This is a genomic window from Campylobacter sp. RM9331 (genome assembly GCF_020137685.1).
In the GTDB taxonomy this organism is placed as follows: domain Bacteria; phylum Campylobacterota; class Campylobacteria; order Campylobacterales; family Campylobacteraceae; genus Campylobacter_E.
In genome coordinates this window covers 95,214-116,419 of record NZ_JACGBA010000005.1, presented here as the reverse complement: position 1 = coordinate 116,419, position 21,206 = coordinate 95,214, and the positions used below count along the sequence as shown (strand labels likewise).

At 26.9% G+C, this 21,206-nt stretch carries 17 protein-coding genes; 6 read left to right on the top strand and 11 right to left on the bottom strand.

Features of this window, described 5'->3' with window-relative positions; all coding sequences use genetic code 11:
- The 8 genes from AVBRAN9331_RS03745 to AVBRAN9331_RS03710 all read right to left on the bottom strand — a co-directional run.
- A partial coding sequence (locus AVBRAN9331_RS03745; RefSeq protein WP_336612427.1) for a cache domain-containing protein occupies positions 1–1,170 on the bottom strand: 1,170 nt, incomplete at its 3' end.
- A gap of 154 nt (positions 1,171–1,324) precedes the next feature.
- The gene (locus tag AVBRAN9331_RS03740; RefSeq protein ID WP_214118426.1) at positions 1,325–1,912 is read right to left on the bottom strand and encodes a response regulator transcription factor; all 588 of its coding nucleotides are present in this window, start codon (positions 1,910–1,912) and stop codon (positions 1,325–1,327) included.
- On the bottom strand, positions 1,912–3,204 hold the full coding sequence (locus AVBRAN9331_RS03735) for an HlyD family type I secretion periplasmic adaptor subunit (RefSeq protein ID WP_214118428.1): 1,293 nt from the start codon (positions 3,202–3,204) through the stop codon (positions 1,912–1,914). The genes AVBRAN9331_RS03740 and AVBRAN9331_RS03735 overlap by 1 nt, the downstream gene beginning before the upstream one ends.
- The gene (locus AVBRAN9331_RS03730) at positions 3,201–5,336 is read right to left on the bottom strand and encodes a type I secretion system permease/ATPase (RefSeq protein ID WP_336612426.1); all 2,136 of its coding nucleotides are present in this window, start codon (positions 5,334–5,336) and stop codon (positions 3,201–3,203) included. The genes AVBRAN9331_RS03735 and AVBRAN9331_RS03730 overlap by 4 nt, the downstream gene beginning before the upstream one ends.
- A complete protein-coding gene (locus tag AVBRAN9331_RS03725; protein ID WP_214118432.1) occupies positions 5,333–7,225 on the bottom strand; it encodes a bifunctional diguanylate cyclase/phosphodiesterase in 1,893 nt (630 codons plus the stop codon). The genes AVBRAN9331_RS03730 and AVBRAN9331_RS03725 overlap by 4 nt, the downstream gene beginning before the upstream one ends.
- Positions 7,222–7,887, bottom strand: coding sequence for a transglutaminase-like cysteine peptidase (locus tag AVBRAN9331_RS03720; RefSeq protein WP_336612425.1), 666 nt, complete (start codon positions 7,885–7,887; stop codon positions 7,222–7,224). Before AVBRAN9331_RS03720 ends, AVBRAN9331_RS03725 begins: the two co-directional genes overlap by 4 nt.
- Before the next feature lie 3 nt (positions 7,888–7,890).
- Positions 7,891–9,690, bottom strand: coding sequence for a TolC family protein (locus AVBRAN9331_RS03715; RefSeq protein WP_336607025.1), 1,800 nt, complete (start codon positions 9,688–9,690; stop codon positions 7,891–7,893).
- Positions 9,691–9,822: 132 nt separating this feature from the next.
- Positions 9,823–11,124, bottom strand: coding sequence for a triphosphoribosyl-dephospho-CoA synthase (locus AVBRAN9331_RS03710; protein WP_336612424.1), 1,302 nt, complete (start codon positions 11,122–11,124; stop codon positions 9,823–9,825).
- Positions 11,125–11,185: 61 nt separating this feature from the next.
- Between AVBRAN9331_RS03710 and AVBRAN9331_RS03705 the strand changes: the two genes are divergently transcribed.
- From AVBRAN9331_RS03705 to citF, 6 genes are all read left to right on the top strand, one after another.
- Positions 11,186–12,724, top strand: coding sequence for a sensor histidine kinase (locus AVBRAN9331_RS03705; protein ID WP_336612423.1), 1,539 nt, complete (start codon positions 11,186–11,188; stop codon positions 12,722–12,724).
- Positions 12,717–13,367: a response regulator gene (locus AVBRAN9331_RS03700; RefSeq protein ID WP_214118448.1), complete on the top strand. Its 651-nt coding sequence runs from the start codon at positions 12,717–12,719 to the stop codon at positions 13,365–13,367. Before AVBRAN9331_RS03705 ends, AVBRAN9331_RS03700 begins: the two co-directional genes overlap by 8 nt.
- A gap of 103 nt (positions 13,368–13,470) precedes the next feature.
- The gene (locus tag AVBRAN9331_RS03695) at positions 13,471–14,742 is read left to right on the top strand and encodes a 2-hydroxycarboxylate transporter family protein (protein ID WP_214118450.1); all 1,272 of its coding nucleotides are present in this window, start codon (positions 13,471–13,473) and stop codon (positions 14,740–14,742) included.
- Between the two features lies 1 nt (position 14,743).
- Complete coding sequence (locus tag AVBRAN9331_RS03690) at positions 14,744–14,989, top strand: hypothetical protein (protein ID WP_214118452.1); 246 nt, start codon at positions 14,744–14,746, stop codon at positions 14,987–14,989.
- Positions 14,986–15,801, top strand: a complete 816-nt coding sequence (locus AVBRAN9331_RS03685; RefSeq protein ID WP_214118455.1) for an HpcH/HpaI aldolase/citrate lyase family protein — start codon at positions 14,986–14,988, stop codon at positions 15,799–15,801. The genes AVBRAN9331_RS03690 and AVBRAN9331_RS03685 overlap by 4 nt, the downstream gene beginning before the upstream one ends.
- The gene (citF, locus tag AVBRAN9331_RS03680; protein WP_336612422.1) at positions 15,798–17,306 is read left to right on the top strand and encodes a citrate lyase subunit alpha; all 1,509 of its coding nucleotides are present in this window, start codon (positions 15,798–15,800) and stop codon (positions 17,304–17,306) included. The genes AVBRAN9331_RS03685 and citF overlap by 4 nt, the downstream gene beginning before the upstream one ends.
- Positions 17,307–17,349: 43 nt before the next feature.
- Here citF and AVBRAN9331_RS03675 read toward each other — a convergent pair whose 3' ends face one another.
- From AVBRAN9331_RS03675 to AVBRAN9331_RS03665, 3 genes are read right to left on the bottom strand one after another with little or no spacing between them, the layout of a single operon-like run.
- The gene (locus AVBRAN9331_RS03675; RefSeq protein WP_214118458.1) at positions 17,350–18,615 is read right to left on the bottom strand and encodes an MFS transporter; all 1,266 of its coding nucleotides are present in this window, start codon (positions 18,613–18,615) and stop codon (positions 17,350–17,352) included.
- Positions 18,605–19,810 (bottom strand): hydantoinase/carbamoylase family amidase, encoded by a 1,206-nt coding sequence (locus AVBRAN9331_RS03670; protein WP_336612421.1) that lies wholly within the window; start codon positions 19,808–19,810, stop codon positions 18,605–18,607. The genes AVBRAN9331_RS03675 and AVBRAN9331_RS03670 overlap by 11 nt, the downstream gene beginning before the upstream one ends.
- A gap of 1 nt (position 19,811) precedes the next feature.
- Entirely contained in the window at positions 19,812–21,182 is a 1,371-nt protein-coding gene (locus AVBRAN9331_RS03665) for a dihydroorotase (protein ID WP_214120167.1), read from the bottom strand.
- Positions 21,183–21,206 lie beyond the last annotated feature (24 nt).

Here is a 21,206-nt window from a genome sequence, read left to right as displayed (position 1 = left end):
AGGATTTGCAGGATTTAGAGTAATTCTTGCTTTTAAATCTCCGCTTTCAATTGCTGCTGCTGTTTGAACGCTTTGTTCTACTGCTTCTTCATCTTTTAATAAAGATAATTTAGTTTTTTCTATATTATCATTGATTGCTTTTGCCATAGAGCCAAATTCGTCTTTAGAAGTGATTGCGATTTTGTTAGCATCATTTTTTTCATAATTTAAAAATTCAAAAAATTCAGTTAAACCATTTTGCATAGCAATCATAGGATTTAAAGATTTTTTGATTAAATAGTATAAAATTCCTATAACTACAATAATAAATATTATAAACTCATAAATTGAATTCATCATACTATTGTGAATAGTATCATCAATATTTGCCTTTGGCATAATTGAGCAAACATCATATCCTGTTAATTTATCTTCTAAACAATAAGCTATATATTCTTTATCGTTTTTATTAAATATAAAATTACCACTATTATCATTTTTATAATAATTTTGTAATTTACTTACAAATTCTTTTTTCCATTCAGGATTTCCTAAATCATCTTTATTAGAACTTGAAATAATCTCATCATTTTTATCTAAAATTATAGTGCTAGAATTTTTTAAAGAATTTGCTCTAGTAATCTCATCGCTAAAATCATCAATTAAAATATTACCACCAACAACAGCTACTATTTTATTATCAATTACTACAGGTGCAAAAATAGTTGTAGCTGATTTTTTACTTGAAACATCTTGATATACTGAAGATAAATTTGCTTGTTTTAATTCTAAAGCTTCTTTATACCAAGCTCTAGTTCTACCATCAAAATTAGGGATTAATCTAAAAGTTAAATCAGATTCAGCCTTATAAACATCGCCATTTGTTAAACCTACAAATAAACCTTTAAAATCTAAAATCTTATTATCATCTTCTATTATTTGCTTAATAAAATTTGGGCTTACATCTTTTGCTTCTTCAAATTTTTTAGCAATTTTTTTAATATTATTTAATTTTACATCTATATAAGAATTTATATACAAATTCTTTAAAGTTATATCATTTCTATTTAATTCATTGTAATTTGAATTAATAATAGTTTTAACTCTATTTAATTCGTATGAAGTTAAAATTACTGATGCAATTATTAAAACTGCGGTAAGATATATGGAAATTTTTTGTGATAGTTTCATTTAAATCCTTTTTTGTAATAATTTAAAAAGGCGTAGTATAAATAAACAAAGTTAAATAAAACTTAAGTAATAATAATTATTAATTAAAAATATTAACTAAAAGAATACAATTTTAATCCTATTTTAAACAAGAATTTAAAATAGGACTTTATATTTATTTATCAATATTTTTTAAAGCCATTACGAATTGAATTCTATTTTTAACCCCTACTTTTTGATAAATAGTTGAAGTTATAGCCTTTATAGTTCTTTCACTAAGCTGCAAAATATTAGCAATTTGTGCGTTGTTTAATCCATCTTTTATATAATTTGCAACTACTTTTTCTCTATCAGTTAATAATTCATATAAATCATTATTATCTTGTTTATAGCTTTGATTAATAAGACTTATCATATTACTAATAATATCAGGCAATAACCATATACCGCCATTACTAATACAATTAATTGCATCTATAAAGTGAATTTTTTGCATTCTTGCGTTTGCATACCCTTTAGCATTGCCATTTAAAAACGCTTGAGATTCTATAAAATTTGGATTTTTTGATATAGCTAGGCATTTAAAATTATATTTTGATAATTCTTTTATACTATCAATATTATCGCAAATTATAACATTAGCATCTTTGTATTTAGCTATTATTACATCTAAATAATTTGTTGAATATACATTAAAATCATTCAATATTTCTTCTAAATAAGTTCTTAGCTCTTTATCTTCTACATTTATAATTATTTGCATTATCTTTCCCTTAAAGCATTTTGTTTGGTTTTAAATATTGGTTTTAATAAATAATCTAATATAGTCTTTTTACCAGTAACAATATCAGCATTTACTATCATACCCACTTTGATATTTAGTGGGTGCTCATCTGTTCCTAGATGATTTTTTTCTGTTACGATTTTTACTAAATAAAAACTCTCTCCTTTATCATTGGTTTCTGTATCGGCACTAATTTGCATAACTTGTCCTTCAAGTCCACCATAAATACTAAAATCATAAGCACTTACCTTAATAATAGCTCTTAAACCTTCTCTTAAAAATGCCACATCAGCAGGTTTAACCTTAACTTCAGCAATCAATCTATCATCAAGTGGAACTATTTCAGCTATATTTTCACCTGGCTTGATTACTCCTGAAACAGTATGAACATTAAGCTTTGAAACTATACCATTTACAGGGCTTTTTACTAAGGTTCTATCAACCCTATCATCAAGACCTATTTGACTTTTATTAATTCTAGCAATTTCAGCATTTGTTTCATTTAGTTCTTTTTTAGAATCATTAATAAAACCTAATCTTATTTCATTTAATGTAGCTTCTAATTTAGGTAGCGATAATCTTGCTTGAGATAATTCTCCCCTAATATCATTTAATTGTCTGCTAATTTGTAAATATTCAACTTCACTTACACTACCTTTTTTATAAAGACTATAAGTCAAATCATTTTGTTTAGATACTAAATTATAACTCGTGCTTAGATGGTTGATTTTTGATTTTAGTTCCTTTATTTCGCTTTCTTTTTGAGAAATTTTTTCTTTTAATTGCTCTATATTACTCTCATATAAACTTTGTTCGTTTTTTAAAGTCTGTGGGAAAATTTTATTTACTTCATCTTCGCTTAAAATACTAATATCAAATTCTTTACTATTTGCTTGAGCAAAAAGCCTAATTTTTTTAGCCAAAAGCTCACTAATTTTTACTTCACTCTCGCCTAAAGAACTCTCAAAACTTTTATTATCAATCTTAAGTAATACTTGACCTTTTTTTACAACATCACCTTCTCTTACTAATAATTCTTGAACTATACCACCTTCTAGGTTTTGAACTACTTGGTTTTGACCACTAGGCACTACCTTGCCCTGCCCCCTTGTAATCTCATCAATCTCTGCTACACTCATCCAAGCAATCAAACCAATTACACAAGTAATAATTATATAAAGCATAGTTTTTGTTTTTTGAGAGCTTTTTGATAATACAGCTTGTGATAAGCTATTCATAAAATCTAAATCATCTTTTGTATAGTTTTTCATTTACTAGCTCCTAACTTTGCTAAAACTTCTTCTTTACTTCCATCTAAAACTACCTTAGCATTATCAATTACAATTATTCTATCAACTAGATTAAGAAGTGATTGTTTATGAGTAATTACTATTAATGTTTTATCTTTGCAAGCTTCTTTTAAATTATTTATAACTTTTACTTCTGTTTGAGTATCTATTTGATTTGTTGGCTCATCTAATAGCATAATAGGTGTATTTGTTATAAACGCTCTTGATATTGCAATAGCTTGTCTTTGACCCCCACTTATACCTTCTCCACGCTCATAAACAGGCATATCAAATCCAAGTGGGTGAGAATTTACAAATTCACTAACACAAGAAATATTTGCAGCTTTTATAATTTCTTCATCACTTGCATAAGGTGCTTTATAAACTATATTTTCTCTTAAAGTGCCTTTAAATAGCATAATATCTTGAGAAACATAGCCAATATGTTCTCTTAAATCCACGGGGTCAATTTGCTCAATATCAATACCATCTACATGAATACTGCCTTTACTTGGCTCATAAAGTCCCATAATTAATTTTTCTATAGTTGTTTTTCCACTACCATTTTTACCAATAATTGCAACTTTTTCTCCAGCATTAATCTTAAAACTAACATCACTTAAAGATTCTTTTTTAGCTTCTGGATAAGCAAATGAAACATTTTTAAATTCAATACCACCTAAGAAATTATTTCTTCTTACGAATTTTTTGCCATTTTCACGCTCTACTGGCATATTCATAATATCATTAAGGCTCTTATAAGCTGTTTTAGTCTGCTCGTAATTTGATATAAGAGAAGCTACCTGACCCATAGGAGATATTGCACGAGAACTTAAAATCACACTAGCAACAAGACCACCCATACTAAGCTCCATATCCTTAATCATATAAACACCTAATACAACAATAGCAATAGTGTTAAATTGAACTAAAAACCCTGTAACCATAGGAATAGAACTAGATAATAATTTATTTTTTATACTTTTATTAGCAATTTCTCCTGTTGCTTCTTCATATATCCATTGAGAAGAAGATGCTGCACCTAAAGTCTTAATTGTCTCAAGTGTATTTAAGCTCTCAATTAAAACACCATTTTTAAATGCACTTGCTTGATATGTGCTTTCTATTGAAGTTTGTAAAGGTTTTCTAATACTAAATGTATAAATTAAAATAAGTATCATAACAATAACAGGAACTACTACTAAATGCCCTGCTAGAAAATAAATTGTTGCTAAAAATATTATACAAAATGGCAAATCCACAATAGCAGCAATACTAGCATTTGCAAAAAAACTTTTAAGCGTATCAAATTCTTTTAGATTTTGTGCAAAAGAACCAACACTAGCAGGTCTAGAACTTAATTTAATATCCAACACTCTTTCATAAATTAATGAGCTCATAATAATATCGCTCTTTTTTGAAGCTGTTTCTAAAAAATAAGCTCTAACTAATTTAATAATCATATCAATTGTATAAACAACAAATACTCCTAAAGCTAAAACCCATAAAGTCTCAATTGCATTATTAGGCACAACCCTATCATAAACATTCATTGTAAAAAGCGGACCTGCTAAAACAAATAAGTTTATAATAAATGAAGCTAGTAAAACATCTACATAAATTGATTTTGATTTTTTAAGCGTATCCCAAAACCAATGCTCATTAGGGTTATTTTTAAGATTATTTATTTCATTTTTAATAACAAATTCTCTTTTTAAATAAAAAGCATAGCCTAAATATTCTTCTTCAATTTCTGCTTTGCTAACCAATGTAGCTGCACCATCAAATCCTGGAAAAATAATACTTAATTTATCATTATCTTGAAAACTTTGTAAAATACATGCTTTTTGGTCTTTTAGCATTAAAATACAAGGCAATACTAAATTAGGAATATCTTTTAAATCTTTTTTCACTAATGTGCTAGCAAAACCAGCTCTTTTTGCAGCTCTACTAAAAAGAGATTTTTTATTATTTTTTGAAAATAGCTCTATACCGCCTAAATTTTTATCATAAGGCAACCCAGCTGTAAGTGCTTCAGCACTATAAGGATTGTTATAAAGCTTAGTAAGAATAACTAGACAATCTAGCAATTCATCTGTTTTTGTATTTATCATATTTCTTCCTTAACTTTACTTGTGTAATTTCCTTGAACTAAATTAATATTTAATTCTTTTATTTTGTTGTAAGTTTCTTCATCTTCTATACCTATTGCAATTATTTTTATTCCTTTTGAATTTAAGATAATTTCTAAAGCATTTTTAGCCCCGCTAGCATTAACATCTTCTAATAAATCAAGCAATGTTCTTGCCTGAACTTTAATATAAGAAATATTTAATTCATTTAAAATACTTAAGTTTTCTTTGTTTAAAGTAAAATGGTCAAGCCCTAAAGCTATATCATAAGTCTTAGCAAATCTTGAAAACTCAATAAGATTTCTAATATTTAATTCCTTACTCATAGCAAGTTCTAAATAAACTTTTTCATTTTTTCTAGTTTTGAATATTTTTTCTAATTTTTGATAATTTTCTGCTTTTATTAAATCATTTGAAATATTTACAGAAATTCCTGATTTAAATTCTTCACTTAAAGCCTTGCTTAATACATAAATATCTAATTCTTTTGATAAATTAAGCTCATTTACAATAGGCATAAAATAAGAAGCATTTTTTAATTCATTTTTATATTTTAATCTCAAATACAATTCTTTATGATATACATTATTATCAGTATCTAAAACTTCTTGGCTAGCAAAACAAAAATCATTATTATTCATAGCGTTATAAATAAATGTTCTAAATTGCTCTTTACCTAAGATAATATTATCAGAATTATTTGATTTGTTTAAAGAATAATTAGTCTTATTTTTAATTAACAATAAGTCTAGTTCAGCAAGAATTTCATTTAGCTTTTTTCCTTCATAAGAACTTAAAGAACTGCTTATTAAAAACTCACTATCATCAAGTCCAAATTCTTTAAATAAATCTTTTATTTTATTTAGATAATTTACGCAGTTTTCTTCAAAACCTAAAGAATTCTCACCTAAAACAGCAAAATCATTTTCATTAATTGAAAACACACATTCACTATCAAAAACCTTATCATTATCTCTTAAAATATCTGATAATCTTCCTAAAAATTCCATAGATTTATTAAAACCTAAAATCTTTTTTAGATTATAAGTTTCTTTAATGCTTAATAAAAAGCAATATCCATTTGAATATTCTTCCCTACTTTTAATTGATTCAAATTTATTTATAAAATATCTTCTATTAAATAGCTTAGTTCTTTCATCTTTATAAAGCAAATCATTGTATTTATCTAGCGTTTCGCTCTCTTTATCAAATATATCTTTAACCTTACCTACCATTGAGTTCATTGCCATTACCATTTTTCTAACTTCTTGGGTAAATGGTAATTTATTTTGTATTATAAACTCGTGTTCAAGTATAGCTTCTGCTTGTTTTCTAACCTTATTTAGTGGTGCTAAAATTGCTTTTAGTGAAAAATAAATTAAAATCATAGAAACTATAAAAATAATCACTAAATTAATAAACAATTCTTTAAGGGTTGTATAAAGTTGCTCGTAAGCAAATGCAGGGCTAATTTGCACATAAATAGTGCCTATTTTATTCCATTGTCTAATCTCAAAACTCTCAACAGGAGTGCTAATATTTACAAGTTTTACAAATAAATCACTAACTCCATAAAATACTTTTTCTTTACTTTTATCATAAACTATCTCATCATTTGCGTCAGTGAATTTAATTTCTTGATAATATCCACTATCAAAAATAGCATTAATCATAAGCTCAACGCTATCTTTATCAACATTATCTAAAGTAGCAATTGATAATCCTAGTGAAGTTGCTGTATGCTTTGCATTTGCACTTAATTGCTCGTTTATAAAATCATTTGTAGTTTGATAGTTTTTAACACCAACAATAGCTATTATAATTAATATAAAAACTATAGCACCTAATAAAATTTGCTTAAATAAAGTCATAAATCACCCTTTTTTAAATTCTCTAAATAACTAGACCAATCTTTTGTATATTTTGAAGATTTTGCCGATAATTTACCGCTTGATGCTTGTTGTGCTAAAAATAAGTCTTTAGCATTAAACGATAACACAGGCTTTAAATCAACTCTTTTGTTTGCTCTTTTAATTGAATTTGTATTACTATCTAAAATAAAAGGAATATCGTTAGGTTTTTCATAATATGCTAAAACCATATGAGAAATCCATTTGCCATTTAAATTAGCATATACGTATGTAAAAAATAATTTTTCTTCACTAACTCCTAAATCAAGTAAAGTAAGATATTTTGCGATTACGAAATCTTCGCAATCTCCAAAACCCTTTCCAAGCGATTCAAATCTATTAGCCCAATAATCAGTCTTACCCCAAGTTATCATATCATCTTGCCATTTTATAATACTTGGGTCATTAAAAAATTCATTAACTTTTACTAATTTATTTGCATCATTTGTATTTTGTATATCTTGCATTAACTTATCTAGTTTTTCAAGTCTTTTAACACTAACTTGTCCGTAAGTCTTCTCCATTCTAACATAAGTTTGTGGCTTAATAAATGAAGAACTAGATAAACCAATACTAATAAAAAGAGTGAATAAAATCACTCTTTTAAAAATTCTACTATACATCAATTACTTAATATCAGAAATTGAACAAGCTTTATTAATGTATTGTTTTGCATAACCATTAACAAAACCTTCAGAAATTACACCCATATTATCAAGCATTTTGTATTGGGTTAATAAAATATTGCTCTTTGTATTAATTAATTCTTTAGCAGCTGAAAAATATTCGCTTTGAGCATCTAATACATTGATTAAATCTCTTTTACCAATTTTAAATTCATCTTCATAAGTTAAAAGTGTAGATTTAGCGTATTCAACATAATCATTTAAATAATTTAATTTATCATTACTAATTTTATATGAATTAAATGCGTATGAATTGCTTTCTTCTAATTCTCTTAAAGTAGCATTATAATCCATTTGACTTGCTAATGCTCCGATTTTACTTTTTTCAACATTTAGCTTATCTTGACCTTTATTAAATAGGTTGTATGAAAATCTTAAATAAGCACCTGCTGAAGTATCTTTAGTATCTGCTTGTAAATCTCTAAAGATTTTATCTTTTGCATAGTTTGCACTTAATTCTAAGTCTAATTTAGGTAAATAATTTCCTTTTTTAACCTTTGTTTCATATTCAAGCACATTGATATTTTCAGCTTGAATTCTCACACTTGGATTACATTTTTTACTAATTTCATTTAAGCCTTCAACTGAACTAGGAATTGCATAAGTAAATTCTGGCATTACAAGAGAATTAATATCTACATTTTTACCAAATAATCTTGTAAATCTTGATTCAGCATCTTTAAAATCGTTTTCTGCTGATAATAAGTTATTTTTAGCAAGTGCTAAACGGCTTCCTGCTTGTCTTTCTTCACTAGCTCTTGCAAAACCTGAACTTGTTCTATCTTTGATTAGAGCATAAATATCTTCGTGAGCTTTTACATTTTTTTGTGCTATTTCAAGTAATAGTTTAGTTTTTATCATATCTAAATATGCTTTAGTGCTATCATATACGATTTCATTTGAATTTTGAATTACTTTATAAGCTGTAGAATTTGTAATATGGCTTTGTTGAGCCTTGCCATTCATATCTTTTCCACCATTAAATAAGTTTTCTGTTAAAACTATTGAAGCATCGTGAGTTGTGCCTGTTCCTTTTTGTTCAGGGTTTACATTAACTTTATGCTTTTTATTAACATATCCACCATTTGCATATACATTTAACATTGGATAATATTCAGCACTTGCTATATCTAAGTCTTTTAAAGATTTTAAATATTCTTGTTTATAAGTATTTACACTTGGGTTTGTATCAAGAACACTAGCAATCATTTTATTTAAAGTAATTGAATTAGCGTCTTCAACATTGTTAAATGCAGGAATATTTAAACCATTATCATTTTTTTCATCTAAACTATCTAACATACTTGAAACAGATGAATTATTATCTACAACAGCTGGTTCGCTAGTTAATTCGTCATTGTTTAAATTAGTATCTACTTCGCTATCAACCTTAGCAAATTTAGGTTCATTTGGTTTTCTAGTCGTAAAATAAGCGTCTTTATAGATAGAATTTGAGCGAAGATAGTTTCTAATCTCTGTTACTTTTGATTTAGACATATCAGCAGTTTCAACAACTACGGTGTGATATGTGCTATTATTTGCACTTTGTGGGTCACTAGCTCTTGCTTTTACCACCAATTCATTAGCGTATTTGCTACTATTAACAACTTTTTCAATATTTGATTTTATTTTGTTTAATGTAGCATAATCGTCTTTTTTAAAGCTGGCTATGAATATATTATATTCAGCTGCGTGCAAGCAACTAGCCGCAATAATAGATGTGATTAATGTTTTTTTCATCATTGTTCCTTAAGTTTAAAAATAAATTAAAGGTATTACTTTAATTAATTAAACTTAATATTTCCATAGATTTTTTACTTTTTTTTATAAAAAATTTTAATCTTATATAATTTTTAAGTAATTATTAAAAAATTATTTTATTTTTATAAAATTTAAAAATATTATTAATGATAAAACATCAGCACTTCCACCAAAACTAATATTTTTACTTGAGTATAAATTGTTTAATTTATTAATAATTTTTATTATTTTACTATCATCATATTTACTAAGTTTTAAGCAAGTATTTTTTACTTGTAAATAATTATCATAATTATAATTTAATCTTTTTATTAAACTCGTATCATCTATTAAATATACGATATAAAATAAAGTCTTTAACAAACTTATATCATTTTTAATCTTAAATGCTTGATAGAATTTAAAAGCCTTAAAAGTATTTATAAATCCTTTTTCAACCTCATCTCTTATCCCCTTAATCCCAAATCTTTGAAAGCAAATCCCACCGATTGAATTAAGATTATTATTTAATTCATTTTGACATAGATTTACACATAAATCTTTTGTAATTTTTGAGATATTTTCAAGCGATAATTCATCTTCACTTTTGCTACAAGCAAAAATCATAATCGCAAACAAAAACAAAGCACCTTTATGAGTATTTATATTATTTGTGGCATTAAACATAGATTTTTCTGCTATTTGACCTATTTTTTTAAGCCTAATAAAATCATTTCTTTTTGATAATTTTGCTAAGGTATAAAAGCTATCAAAATATTCTCTTAATTCACTTACGCTATCTAAAAAAGTATAAAAGTTCATATCATTATGAGAATTTGAACTAAATCTATCAACTAAGCCGATTTTAGGAGATAAGCTAACTTCATACAATAATGCCTTTAAAGCAGCTTTGCTAAAATTATTTTTAATACTTTTATTTATGCAAATATGCACATAAAAATCATCAAATAATTCATCAAGTTTTTTATATATGCTAGATTTTGTATGAGTGTTGTTTCTTTGACAAACTATGGCTAATTCATCACATAAAAAGCACTTCCTACCTGCATTTCTTAGCTTAATTGTCTCGTTATTAAAATACACATCAAAATCAAATAATCTTGAAAAATTATATTTATTTTCTAAAGATATAGTGAGTTTTTTTATATTTAAAGCTTCATCATCAATCGCAAATAAGCAAAATAATTCATCTAAATTAACACTATAATTTATGATATTTTCTAAACTAAGCACTTCGTTAATTCCGAATAAAAACAATTCTTTAACTTCACTAATATTAGCTATTTTATACATATAAGGAAGATTTAGGCTAAAGCAAATTACAGGAGTTTTATAAATATTTTCGTATTCAAGTCTTGCATTAAATCTCTTTTCTTTTTGTTCTAAAACTAGCTGAAGCAAATCTTTTTGCATAATTTCAAATTCCTTAAATGATTTTAATATAATGTATCCAAAAAACTATTAGGAATTTTAAATGAGATTATTTACAAAAATTACTTTAACATTTTTTTTAATTTCTTTTATAGTTTTAAGCATTACTTCTGTTTTTATTTTTATACAAAGCAAAAAATTAATTGAAAACGAAATTACTCATAAAATAGAAGCAATATCAAAAACTCTAGCAAAAAATATTGATATAAATAATCCTAATTTAAATGAAGATATAAACAAATTAAGTAAAGAATTAAATCTTGATTTCATAGTAATAATAGATAAAAACCAAAAGCGACTAACCCACCCTAATAAAGATTTAATAGGCACTTTAGTAGAAGGTGGGGACGCTAAACAAGTTTTAAACGGACAAGGACATTATATCTCAATAGCAAAAGGTTCTTTAAAACGCTCAATTAGAAGCTTTAGCCCAATTTATAAAGATAATCAAATTATAGGTGCTGTAATAGTTGGAGTATTCGTAGATTATCTAAATCAAATAATTTTAGAAGAAAATAAATATAATTTTGTTTTGATAATTATTTTTATAATAATCATTTTAATACTAGCAAAAATACTAAATAAAAATATAAAAAACATATTATTAGGTTATGAACCAAAACAAATAGCTAGTTTAGTTGCAAGACAAAACGCTATCTTGCAATCCTTAAATGATGGGATAATTGCAGTAGATGATAAAAACACCATTACTTTAATAAATGATAAAGCTAAAGATATTTTTAAACTAGCCTTAGTAGATAATGACTTAATAGGAAAAAATGCCAATATTATCCCGCATTCAAATATGCAAAAAGTATTAAATACAAAAATAGCTGAATTAAATCAAGAGCAAATATTAAACGAAATCACAATTTTAACAAATAGAATTCCATACTTTATAGATAATAATATAGCAGGAGTTGTAGCGTCTTTTAAAGATATAAAAGAAGTTAAAAAATTAGCAAATGAGCTAATAGATATCAAAAAATACGCCGAAGCCCTAAGAGCAAATCATCACGAATTCTCAAACAAACTTCACATAATAAATGCCTTATTAGAAAACAATAATATAAATGAAGCAAAAAATTATTGTGATGAATTGATTTTAAAAAATAAAGAGAATTTAAATAAATTATTATGTAATATCAATGATAAAGTAATCCTAGCTTTTTGCGAAAGCAAATTCGCTTTTGCAAAAGAATTAAAAATCAATATAAATCTTAATAAAAAATCATTTTTAGATAATTTAAATGATAGTAATTTACAAAATGATATTATTAGCATTCTTTCAAATTTAATAAATAATTCAATAGACGCATTAAGCAATACAGAAAATAAAAATATAGAAATATTTATAAAAAATAATAAAAACTACCTAAAAATTCAATGCAAAGACAATGGCTGCGGCATTCAAAATAAAGAAAACTTATTTACTAAAGGCTATTCTACTAAGGGTGAATTTAGAGGATATGGACTTTATTTATGTGCTAAAATTGTTGCTAATTATGATGGAACAATAAGTGTTAGTAAATTAAAAAATGGAAGCTCTTTTAGTGTAATTTTAAGGATTAATAATGATTAAGACAATAATAGTTGAAGATGATTTGATGGTGCAAGATATTAATAAAAACATTCTTTTATCAGTAAGTGAGTTTAAATTACTAGCTTGTTTTACTAAAGTAGATGATGCTATAAATTATTTGCTAAGTAATGAAATAGATTTAATATTGCTTGATTTAACCTTGCCAAATACTGATGGAATTGAGCTTATTAGAAGAATTAAAAGTGAGTTTAGTAAGATTGATATTATTGTAATTTCTGCTAGAAATGATAGCTTAAGCTTACAAAAAAGCTTGAATCTAGGAGTAATTGATTATATTCTAAAACCATTTAAACAAAATAGGCTTGAAAGCTCGCTAAATCAATATAAGTTAAGAAGAAATCTACTAAATAGCAAAATCAATCAAGAAAATATTGATAAAGCTCTTTATAAACAAATTGATGAATTACCAAAAGGAATTGATAAAAATTCTTTAGCTCTTATAAAAGATAAAATAAAAGAATTTAATACTTGGTTCAATGTCAATGAATTAGAAAAACTAACAAATATTTCTAAAATATCTCTTAGAAAATATCTAACTTATTTAGAACAAATTAATTACATTACTTCAAAACTAGAATATAAAGCCAAAGGAAGACCACAAATATATTATAAATTAAACTAATTTGCTTATTTTAATTATTTAAAAGCTTTTTTAAATTACTTAAATTTACAAAATCTTAATTCTTCTTAAAATGAAAACTCAAATTATTTTTAAAGGAGTTTTTATGAAAGAAAGACAAATAGGTGGTGTAAATTTATACGCATTTTGTGTATTTGCACTTATTGTATTTTTCACTTGCTATTTTGGAAAACTTCCTAAAGATATGGTAGGCGGACTTGCTATTACTATGATTTTAGGAATACTGCTTGGCGAAATTGGTATGAAAGTGCCTATTTTAAAAAATATTGGCGGACCAGCTATATTAAGCATTTTTGTTCCATCTTGTATGGTTTATTATGGTTTATTAAATCAAAACTCAATAGATGCTATAACATTTTTTATAAAACAATCTAATTTCTTATATCTTTATATAAGCGTTTTAGTAGTTGGAAGCATATTAAGTATGAAACGAGCAATTTTAATTGCAGGGTTTTTAAAAATGTTTATACCTTTATTTATAGGAACTTTTTTAGCTATTATAGTGGCATATTTAATAGGTTCAATTACTAGTATAGGCGGAGCTCACGCTGTATTTTATATAGCAATTCCTATTTTAAGCGGCGGAGTTGGAGAGGGAATTATCCCACTAAGTGTTGCTTATTCAGAAATTTTAGGCAATGCCAATTCATCAAATATAATAGCACTTCTAGCACCTGCTGCAATGCTTGGAAACCTATTTGCAATTGCTTATGCAGGATATTTAAAAAATCTAGCTCTAAAAAAGCCACATTTAAGTGGAAACGGGCTTTTAGTAAAAACTAAAGAAGAAAATATCAATTCTTTAAATAACGATACCTTGCCTTTTGATATTAAATTAATGGGTGCTGGTTTGCTCGTTGCGGTATGCTATTTTTTAATAGGAAAATTATTAAATATGATAATTTCAATTCCTGCTCCAATTATTATGATTATTATGGCTGCTATTACAAAAGTTTTAAACATAATGCCAAAAAGCCTAGAATACGGAGCTAATTTCATATATCAATTTGTAAGCAAAAACCTAACTTGGGCTCTTTTAGTAGGTGTTGGAGTTATTTGGACACCTTGGAAAGATGTAATTGCTGCAATTAATATTGCTTTTATAATAATTTGCTTTAGCGTAGTTACTACTATGGCACTTACTGGGTATTTTTGTGCAAAGTTTTTAAATATGTTTGAGATTGAATGCTCTTGCGTTATGGTTTGTCATTCAGGACTTGGTGGCACAGGAGATGTTGCAATTCTAGGCTCTTGTAATAGAATGGAGCTTATGCCATTTGCACAGATTTCAACTAGAATTGGTGGGGCTTGCACGGTTATAGCTGCTACATTTTTATTTGCACAATTTGGAGTTTAAGATGATTAGCGTTGGAACTATTGAATCAAATGATTGTTTAATTAATATTCAAAAACATAAGGAATTTCAAATCGTATTTATAAATGAAGAAGAAAATCCTTATGCAAAACATATTAAGAACTTAATTCAAAATTATTGTAAAGAACACAAAAATACAAATGTTTTAATAGAGATAAATGATAAAGGTGCTTTAGATTTTTGTATCTTAGCAAGGCTAAAAACAGCATTAGAAAGGTTAGAAAAATGAGAAGAACATTGCTATTTATACCAGGAAATAATGCAGGAAATATTCAAAACGCAGGATTATTTGGAGCTGATGCTATTATATTTGACTTAGAAGATGCAGTAAGTCCTATGCAAAAAGATAGTGCCTTAAATCTAGTTTGCAATGCCTTAACTATGCTAAATTATGAATGTGAAAAAATAGTTAGGATTAATTTAGAGTATGCAAAAAACGATATTTTAGCACTATCAAAAACTAAAATTAATAGCATATTAATCCCAAAAGCTGAAAATGTAGAAGAGATTAAAGAACTTATCAAATACACTAAGAATTTAAATCCAAAAATTGAAATTTTACTTTTAATAGAAACTCCACTTGGCTTATTAAATGCTAAAGAATTAGCATTTTTAAATGGCGTTAGTGCTATTTGCTTTGGTGCAGAAGATTATACGAGCGAAATTGGTGCAAGAAGAAGTGAGAGTGGAGTTGAGATTGATTTTGCTAGAAATTATTTATTAAATGTATGTAAGGCTGCAAAAATAGATGCAATAGATACTCCATATACAAATATAAATGATGAAAATGGATTAATAGCCGATACAACTTATATTAAAAATCTAGGATTTGATGGCAAATTAGTAATTAGCCCAAGGCATATTGATATTATTCATAATTGCTTTAAACCTAGCGAAAAAGAAATAATCTGGGCTAATCAAGTCCTAAACGCTATAAAAGAAGCCGAACTTAAAAAAAGTGGAGTAATTTCACTAAATGGCAAAATGATTGATGCGCCTATTGTTAGTCGTGCTAAAAAGATTTTAAAGGAAATTCTATGAATATTGATTATATTAAAGATTATGGAGAAGTAATTGCTTTTAACGGAGCATTTAGCTTAAAACCTAAAGAAAAAGCATTTAAAAAACATATAAAATTATCAAACCCAACTGATAATAAAGTCTATACAAATGTAAAAGAATTAATCAAAAAAACAGGCTTAAAAAGTGGAGATACAATATCATTTCATCATCATCTAAGAAATGGGGATAAAGTAGTAGGAATTATCTTACAAGCTTGTGAAGAGCTAGGCATAAATGATTTAAAACTAGCAATTAGTGCAATTTTTCCAACTCATGATTTTTTAGTAGAATATGCAAAAAAAGGAATAATAACTCAAATAGATACAAACTATTGCACAGGAAAAGTCGCAAATGCTATTTCTCGTGGAGAATTTAAAAAAGTAGCTATTTTTAGAACCCACGGCGGTCGTGCTAGAGCAATTTATGCTGGGGATTTAGAAATTGATGTAGCATTTATTGCAGCAAGTGCAACTGATAACGCAGGGAATATAAACGGCACTATGGGTAAAAATGCCTTTGGTTCAATCGGTTATGCTATGCCTGATGCAGACTTTGCTAAAGTTAGCGTTGCAGTAAGTGATACTATATATCCTTATCCATTAAGCAATCCTAGTATTACTCAAGATAAGATTGATTATGTTTTAATGGTTGATGAGATAGGTGATCCAAATGGTATTAAATCAGGCACAACTGATATTACAAAAGACCCAATTCAGCTAAAAATTGCTAAAACAACGGCTAATTTAATAGATGAAAGTGGGCTTTTAAAAGATGGTTTTTCATTTCAAACAGGAGCTGGTGGGATAAGCCTTGCAAGTGCTCATTATGTAAAAGAAATTATGAAAGAAAAAAATATCAAAGGCTCATTTATTATGGGCGGAATAACTGCATATTTAGTTAGTTTATATAATGAAGGGTATTTTAATAATATTTTTGATGTTCAAGGTTTTGATTTAGAAGCTTTAAAATCATTGCAAACTAATCCTAATCATTACGAAGTTAGCTCAAGTTTGTATGCAAACATTCACACAAGCTCTCCTATAGTAAATAGACTTGATTGCGTTGTTTTAGGAGCAACTGAAGTTGATACTAATTTTAATACCAATGTAATGACTAGTTCAAATGGATATATTATGGGCGGAAGTGGTGGGCATAGCGACGCTGCTGCAGGAGCAAAACTAGCAATAATTACTACTAATTTAATTAGGACTAGAAAAGCTATCGTTAAAGAAAAAATAAACTCAATTACAACTCCAGGAGAAAGCATTAATGCACTTGTTTGCGAATACGGAATTGCACTAAATGATAAAACTTTAGCAAAAACCTTAAAAAACTCAAGGCTAAAAATACTTGATATAAAAGAATTAGCTAGTATTGCAAATGATATTTGCGGAGTTTGTGAGTATGAAAAATCAAATAAAAGAATAGTAGCCGTCGTTGAATATCGCGATGGCAGTGTAATTGATGTAATAAGACAAGTCTAAAACAATTAAAGAATTTGAAAATTAATTTTCAAATTCTTTTTAATTAAAACTCTTGCCAATTATCAAGACCTAATTTTTTCATTCTTACAACTCCCCAAAAAGCTAAAATACAAGACAATAAAGTCCAAGCAGCAGGAGCAAATAAGCTAAATTTTGCTAAATATGTAATAATTGCCGGAGTAAATCCTGCAAAAAATATTGCAACTAAATTATAAGAAATACTCAAACCACTACTTCTTACATGAGCAGGAAATAATAAACTCATAATAGCAGGTGCTAATCCAACAAAAAAGCTAATTAATAAACATAAAATTATATGAATAGCAAATAATAAAAAAGCATTACTACTACCTAATAAAACATATAAAGCCAAAAATGGCATAAAAGATAAAAGCCCAATAGAAATCATAAGAGATTTTATAAGACCAATTTTATGTGCTATAAACACTGCAAAAAAACACCCTAATGTCAAAAATATATTTCCTAAAAAACTAGCCGTATAGCCTAATTGCATATCATAGCCTAAGAATTTATGATAAAAAGTAGGCATAAAAATAATTAAACTATAAACTCCAGCAGTCCATAATGTGCTAAAGAGCATACCTGTAAAAATTCTACCTTTATAATCTTTTAATAAATCTTTTAAAGGTGCTTTGTTTTTGTTCTCTTTTTGTTGCTCAATAAAAACTGCACTTTCATTAGATTTATTACGAATATATACACCAACAGGAATAATCAAAAGCCCGAAAGCAAAAGCATATTTCCAAGCACCATCATAAATATCTTGAGTAGTAAATATAGTAGTAATAATAACTCCAGCTAATGCAGATAATATATTAGCAATTCCAATGGTTGATTGCAAAAATGAAGCATATAATAATCTTTGCTTTTTATCAGCATTTTCTAATAAATAACTAGTTGCTCCACCGATTTCTCCACCTGCACTAAATCCTTGAAATAATCTTGCTACTAAAAGCATAATAGGAGCTAAATATCCTATATCTTGAAATTTTGGAGTTAATACTATAATAATTATTCCTATAGCCATTGTTGAAATAGTTAGCAATAAAGACTTTTTCCTACCATATTTATCACCTATATAACCACATAATATAGCACCAATAGGTCTTGCTATAAAACCAACCCCAAATAATAAAAAAGTATTAATCATATTAGTAATTGGGTCTGCTTCTTTTGGAAAAAAATTAGCACTAATATACACTGCAAAAAATGCGAATAAAGAAAAATCATACCATTCTAAAGCATTACCCATAGAAGCTGCTATAACGGTTCTTGTTCTATTTTTCATAACCACTCCTTAATATGTTATTTAAAATAATTTGAGTGCCAATAGCTGCATCTTCAAACGAGCTTTCTTCATCAGGATGATGAGATAAACCATTTTTGCTAGGTATAAAAATCATACCCATAGAAGCTATCTTAGCCATAAAAGCACTATCATGCCCTGCCCCACTTGGCATAATAATATTACTTACTTGTAGCTCATCTGCTGTTTGTTTTAAATTCTTAATAATTAAATCATCAGCAGGAGTAGCATTAGAATCTGATACTAATTTATAATTAGCGTCTAAATCTTTTAGCTTTTCTTCAATCTCTTTAATAAATTTTATTCTTATTAAATCATCTTCACTTCTTAAATCTATACTTATTTTTACACTATTAGAAATAACATTAGCAGCATTAGGCATTATACTACACGCCCCAACGGTTGCTACCGTATAAGCTTGTTTAGAATACTCAATAGCTTTATCATTTAACCATACGATAAATTTTGAAGAATTTAATAAAGCATCTTTTCTTAAATGCATAGCTGTTGTTCCTGCGTGATTACTTAAACCTTTAAATTCCACATTAAATCTTGAAATACCTACAATTTTATTTACAATACCAATCTTAGTATTTAAACTCTCTAACATATTTCCTTGTTCAATATGCAATTCATAACTTTCAATAAGCTTACCTATTCCTAATTCATTAAAAGTTCTAAATGATTTATTACCACCTGATTTGATTATCATATCTGATAATTTAGTATCATTAACTTTAATATCAAGTTGTTCTTTACTCAAATTACCAGACATTCCCCTAGAACCTACGCAAGATAAACCAAAATAATTAGGCTCTTCTCCTAAATAATCACAAAAAATTAAAGTTTTATCTAATTGTATATCTTTTAAAGCTGTAGCAATTACCATAGCAGATACAACACCTAAAACTCCATCAAATCTACCACCACTAGCAACGGTATCGCTATGAGAACCTATTATAATACATTCATTACTTTTGCCATTTTTAATAGCCAACATATTGGCAAAATCATCATATATAACATTAAGTCCTAAATTTAAAAAATGATTTTTAATATATTTTCTACCTTCTTCATAAGTATTAGTAAATACCAATCTAGTAAAAGGACGATTTGTTTCTGTAATTTTTGCTAAATTATTTATATGAAATTTAATATCATCTGCAAGTATTTTCATATCAATTCTCGTTAGGATTTATAAATTTTGCATTAAATTTATATACATTTTTACCATCAAATACTTTATTACCCCTAACATAGTGTTCATTTATTTTATAAAGCATTTCATAGCCTTCATACAAACTATAATCAAGATTACTAAAACCATCTTTTGCATAATACTTATAAGTATCTTCGCTTAAAATAACAAAATCAGCATCATTTCCAGCTTTTAATTCTCCTTTATTTGGCAATTTAAACAATTTCGCTGGATTAGTTGATAGTAATTTAGAAGCTAAACTTAAATCTACATTTCTTTTTTTACATTCACTTAAAAATAAAGGTAATAACACTTCAAGACCGGCAGCTCCACTAGAATTTAAAAATATATTCTCATTACTTTTTCTATCTTTACTCCATCTTACATGGTCTGTTGAAACTACATCAACTAAGCCATTTTTTAAACATTCCCATATAGCTTCTTTGTTGGCTAAATCTCTTATTGGTGGGTTGATTTTAGCAATACCATTTAATCTTCTAACCTCATCTTCTTCAGAGCAAATTAAATAATGCAAACAGCATTCAACACTAGCTTTATATCCATCTTTTTTATAATTATTAGCAATTTCTAAAGCTCTTTTATTAGAAGCATGAACAACATGAGCTTTTGCTCTTGCACTAGCTCCTAATTCATATATAGTATTTACAGCTATATTTTCAACCCACTCAGGGCGAGATAAATTATGTGCTTTATAGTCTGTTCTTTCTTGTTTTATTTTTTCAGTTAGATAAATAACACTTTCATGGTCTTCATTATGCACTCCTACCATTACATCATATTTTGCACATTCAAGCATAACTTCATACATTAAATATGGTGGTATTCTAGGAAATCTAACAGGGTCTGTTCCGAATAAAGATAATTTAAAGCCACAAGCACCTAATTTTATTAATTCTTCAATATTTTTTATACCATCTTCTGGATTTATGGTTGCATAAAGAGCAAAATCAACATAAGAATTTTCTAAGCCATCTTTTAATTTTTTATTAAAATTATTTGCGTTTGATATAAGTAATCCTGCATCATAAGGCATTTCTACCATTACACTAACACCACCTGCACTTGCTTGTTTGCTTGCTAGTTCAAAATCTTCATTATTTGCTTGAGAACGAGAATGCACTTGAGAATCAATAGCCGATGGAAAAATAATCTTATCTCTTAAATCAATTGCGTCTTCACTAAAACCATAAATATTTGCTAATTCTTTTATGCTCTTTTGATAATCTTTTTCTAAAAATAATTCTACTCTACTAAAGAGCTCTTCTTTAACAACTAAAACACCAATACCTATAGTATCTTTTAATACTAATTTAGAAACATAAGTTTTCATTTTACTCCTTTATTAACTTATGTT

Bases quoted from the DNA above. Each gene is read 5' to 3' on its own strand.
- AVBRAN9331_RS03740 (WP_214118426.1), bottom strand. From the start codon at position 1,912: ATGCAAATAATTATAAATGTAGAAGATAAAGAGCTAAGAACTTATTTA.
- AVBRAN9331_RS03735 (WP_214118428.1), bottom strand. From the start codon at position 3,204: ATGAAAAACTATACAAAAGATGATTTAGATTTTATGAATAGCTTATCA.
- AVBRAN9331_RS03730 (WP_336612426.1), bottom strand. From the start codon at position 5,336: ATGATAAATACAAAAACAGATGAATTGCTAGATTGTCTAGTTATTCTT.
- AVBRAN9331_RS03725 (WP_214118432.1), bottom strand. From the start codon at position 7,225: ATGACTTTATTTAAGCAAATTTTATTAGGTGCTATAGTTTTTATATTA.
- AVBRAN9331_RS03720 (WP_336612425.1), bottom strand. From the start codon at position 7,887: ATGTATAGTAGAATTTTTAAAAGAGTGATTTTATTCACTCTTTTTATT.
- AVBRAN9331_RS03715 (WP_336607025.1), bottom strand. From the start codon at position 9,690: ATGAAAAAAACATTAATCACATCTATTATTGCGGCTAGTTGCTTGCAC.
- AVBRAN9331_RS03710 (WP_336612424.1), bottom strand. From the start codon at position 11,124: ATGCAAAAAGATTTGCTTCAGCTAGTTTTAGAACAAAAAGAAAAGAGA.
- AVBRAN9331_RS03705 (WP_336612423.1), top strand. From the start codon at position 11,186: ATGAGATTATTTACAAAAATTACTTTAACATTTTTTTTAATTTCTTTT.
- AVBRAN9331_RS03700 (WP_214118448.1), top strand. From the start codon at position 12,717: ATGATTAAGACAATAATAGTTGAAGATGATTTGATGGTGCAAGATATT.
- AVBRAN9331_RS03695 (WP_214118450.1), top strand. From the start codon at position 13,471: ATGAAAGAAAGACAAATAGGTGGTGTAAATTTATACGCATTTTGTGTA.
- AVBRAN9331_RS03690 (WP_214118452.1), top strand. From the start codon at position 14,744: ATGATTAGCGTTGGAACTATTGAATCAAATGATTGTTTAATTAATATT.
- AVBRAN9331_RS03685 (WP_214118455.1), top strand. From the start codon at position 14,986: ATGAGAAGAACATTGCTATTTATACCAGGAAATAATGCAGGAAATATT.
- citF (WP_336612422.1), top strand. From the start codon at position 15,798: ATGAATATTGATTATATTAAAGATTATGGAGAAGTAATTGCTTTTAAC.
- AVBRAN9331_RS03675 (WP_214118458.1), bottom strand. From the start codon at position 18,615: ATGAAAAATAGAACAAGAACCGTTATAGCAGCTTCTATGGGTAATGCT.
- AVBRAN9331_RS03670 (WP_336612421.1), bottom strand. From the start codon at position 19,810: ATGAAAATACTTGCAGATGATATTAAATTTCATATAAATAATTTAGCA.
- AVBRAN9331_RS03665 (WP_214120167.1), bottom strand. From the start codon at position 21,182: ATGAAAACTTATGTTTCTAAATTAGTATTAAAAGATACTATAGGTATT.